Source organism: Bradyrhizobium sp., assembly GCF_019242285.1.
GTDB lineage: Bacteria > Pseudomonadota > Alphaproteobacteria > Rhizobiales > Xanthobacteraceae > Bradyrhizobium.
In genome coordinates this window covers 1-3,194 of the sequence record NZ_JAFAVV010000633.1, presented here as the reverse complement: position 1 = coordinate 3,194, position 3,194 = coordinate 1, and the positions used below count along the sequence as shown (strand labels likewise).

Sequence of the window (3,194 nt, the reverse complement as noted above, 5' to 3'; positions counted from 1 at the left end):
CCGCTCTTTCGCGCGAAAACCATGATGCCGATGGCGGCCGCCGTGCCGACGCCGGTGGCGCAAGGCGAGGAGACGCTGTCGGTCAGCGTCAGCGTGACCTGGGCGATCAAGCAGTAGAAACCCCTCCTCGCAGTCGTCGCCCGGCTTGCGCGCGCCCGCCGAAGCCTCTTGACCGCCGAAGTCCGCCTTCGGACGAAGGTGGTTGGCGTAGGCGGGACCGGGCGACCCAGTACGCCGCGGCCCATCGATTCAAGCCCCGCTGTCTCTGGAATGCTGGATCACCCGCTTTCGCGGGTGATGACAGGGTACCGAGGAGCGATGGCCTGCCAATGCCTGTTCCATGGGGGCAGCGTTCAGCGCTCTGGTGCGCGCGTCCGGGACGACGGGCTGATAGAGCCCGGCTCAGATCTCGAACACCTGCCCGGGCTTCAGCACCCTGAACCGCTCGCGCGGCACTCCTGCTTCATCCAGCGCCTTGCCGAGCTCGATCGGCGGCGCGTCGATCGCCTCGTCGGTGAGCTGGAAGGTGCCGTGATGATGGGCGAGCGCGGTCTCGGCGCCGCAATCGGCCAGCGCCTGCACTGCATCCTCCGGGTTCATGTGCTGATCCCGCATGAACCAGCGCGGCTCATAGGCGCCGATCGGAAGGATCGCGAGCTTCAGCGGCCCATGCACCGCCGCCACGCAGCGGAAATGCTTGCCATCGCCATAGCCGGAATCGCAGACGATGTAGAGCTTGCCGGCCGGCGTCTCCAGCACGAAGCTCGCCCACAGCGCCCTGTTGCGATCCTTCAGGCTCCGAGCCGACCAGTGCCGGGTCGGCACCAATGTCACCGCGACGCCATCGCCGAGTTCGACCCGGTCGTGCCAGTCAAAACTCTCCGCCCGGATCGAAGCATCGGCATCCTTCATGGTCAGGTCGTTGCCGAGCGGCGTGATGACGCGCGGCGCGAAGTTTGCCGCGAGCTTCGACAGCGTCGCCATATCGAGATGGTCATAATGGCCATGCGACACCAGCACGATGTCGATCCTGGGCAGCGCCTCGAAGGCAATGCCGGGATCGTTATGGCGCCTCGGCCCCGCCCAGGCGACCGGCGACACCCGCGTCGACCACACCGGGTCGACCAGGATATTCAGCCCGGCCGCCTGGATCAGCCAGCTCGCATGGCCCACGAAGGACAGCCGCACCGCGCCGCCATCGACTCGCGGCGGCGGGGTATCGAGATGGGGGCTTGGGGCCCAGTCGGGCCAGCGGGCGCGCTTGCGGCCGCCCCCGAACTGCCAGCGCAGGATCTGCGACAGCGATTTCGGCGGCGCGCCGTCGGGATCGAAAAAGCGCTCCCCGTCGAAATGATCGCTGACGGGGCCGGAATAGGTCTTCATGCATGCTCTTGGGTTGGAGGGGCGGGGAGGGAACACGGATCGGCGTTAACACATGGGGATTCGGCCGGTTTCGGCAAGTTTCCTTGACTTTGACGGCCGGTGGGGCTTTAAAGTCTGCCGTTTCTCGGAAAGAGCTTCTTTTCGATCCGCCGACCGGTCCTGGAGGCTGGAGGTCAACGCCCGACAGCGCGATGCGCCCTCGGGCGCGAATATGTTTTGACTTTCTTCTCCCTCGCCCCGTTCTTGCGGGGAGAGGTAAGACCGAACGTAGGGAAGGCTAAGGCGCAAAGCGCCGTGCCCACCGAAAAGTGGAATTCGGAATGGCGGGCGCGCTTCGCTTGGCCCGCCCTATGGCTCCCCGCGAGCGGGGAGAGTGAAGGCAACAACAGGACGACACCATTGTTCGACAATCTGTCGGAAAGGCTTGGCGGCATCCTCGATCGGCTCACGGGACGCGGCTCGCTCTCGGAAGCCGATGTCGATGCTGCGATGCGCGAGGTGCGGCGCGCGCTGCTCGAGGCCGACGTCGCACTCGAGGTGGTGAGGAGCTTCACCGAGCGCGTGCGCGAGCAGGCAATCGGCGCCACCGTGGTCAAGTCGGTCACCCCCGGCCAGATGGTGGTCAAGATCGTCCATGACGAACTGGTCAACACCCTCGGCGCCGAGGGCCAGACCATCGACACCAACGCGGTGCCGCCGGTGCCGATCATGATGGTCGGCCTGCAGGGCTCCGGCAAGACCACCACCACCGCCAAGCTCGCCCGGCGCCTGGTCCAGCGCGACAGGCGCAAGGTGCTGATGGCCTCGCTCGACGTCTACCGCCCCGCGGCGATGGAGCAGCTCGCGGTGCTCGGCCGCGACCTCGACATCCCGACGCTGCCGATCGTGGCCGGCCAGAAGCCCGAGCAGATCGCGCGCCGCGCGCTGGAGGCCGGCAAGCTCGGCGGCTACGACGTGGTGCTGCTCGACACCGCCGGCCGTACGACGCTGGACGAGGAGATGATGGCCGAGGCGGGCGCAATCAAATCGGCCGCGAACCCGCACGAGGTGCTGCTGGTCGCCGACGCGCTGACCGGCCAGGACGCGGTCAATCTCGCCCGTTCCTTCGACCAGCGCGTCGGCCTGACCGGGATCGTGCTGACCCGGGTCGACGGCGACGGCCGCGGCGGCGCCGCACTGTCGATGCGCGCGGTCACCGGCAAGCCGATCAAGCTGATCGGCACCGGCGAGAAGACCGACGCGCTGGAGGATTTCTATCCCAGCCGGATCGCCGGCCGCATCCTCGGCATGGGCGACATCGTCTCGCTGGTCGAGAAGGCCGCCGCCAATATCGACGCCGAGAAGGCGGCGCGCGCCGCCGAGAAGATGCGCAAGGGCCAGTTCGACCTGGCCGACATGCGCGATCAACTGCAGCAGATGGCCAGCATGGGCGGCATCAGCTCGCTGATGGGCATGATGCCCGGCATCGCCAAGATGAAGAACCAGATCGCCGCTGCCGGGCTCGACGACAAGGTCATCAAGCGGCAGGTCGCGATCATCGATTCGATGACGCGCGACGAGCGCCGCCGTCCTGACATCCTCAAGGCGAGCCGCAAGAAGCGGATCGCCGCCGGCGCCGGCCAGACCGTCGAGCAGGTCAACAAGCTCCTCAAGATGCACCGGAACATGGCCGACATGATGAAGGCCATGGGCTCCGGCAAGCGCGGCCCGCTCGCCGGCATCGCCCAGGCGATGGGCTTTGGCGGCGGCATGCCGACGCCGAGCCCGGAGCAGATGAAGGCGATGGCCGAGAAGATGAAGAGCGGCGGCGG

Annotated in this window: 2 protein-coding genes and 1 pseudogene; 2 read left to right on the top strand and 1 reads right to left on the bottom strand. The window is 67.3% G+C overall.

The window, feature by feature from the left end; all coding sequences use genetic code 11:
• Positions 1 to 117 (top strand): annotated as a pseudogene (locus tag JOY90_RS25910) (SIMPL domain-containing protein); the annotation flags it as partial.
• Positions 118 to 402: 285 nt separating this feature from the next.
• Here JOY90_RS25910 and JOY90_RS25905 read toward each other — a convergent pair.
• Positions 403 to 1,383 carry an MBL fold metallo-hydrolase gene (locus JOY90_RS25905; protein WP_291693952.1) on the bottom strand — a complete coding sequence of 327 codons (981 nt, stop codon included), beginning with the start codon at positions 1,381 to 1,383 and terminating at the stop codon, positions 403 to 405.
• 399 nt (positions 1,384 to 1,782) lie between these two features.
• Here JOY90_RS25905 and ffh point away from each other — a divergent pair.
• Positions 1,783 to 3,194: signal recognition particle protein (gene ffh, locus JOY90_RS25900; protein ID WP_291693951.1), on the top strand; the 1,412-nt coding region annotated here is incomplete at its 3' end.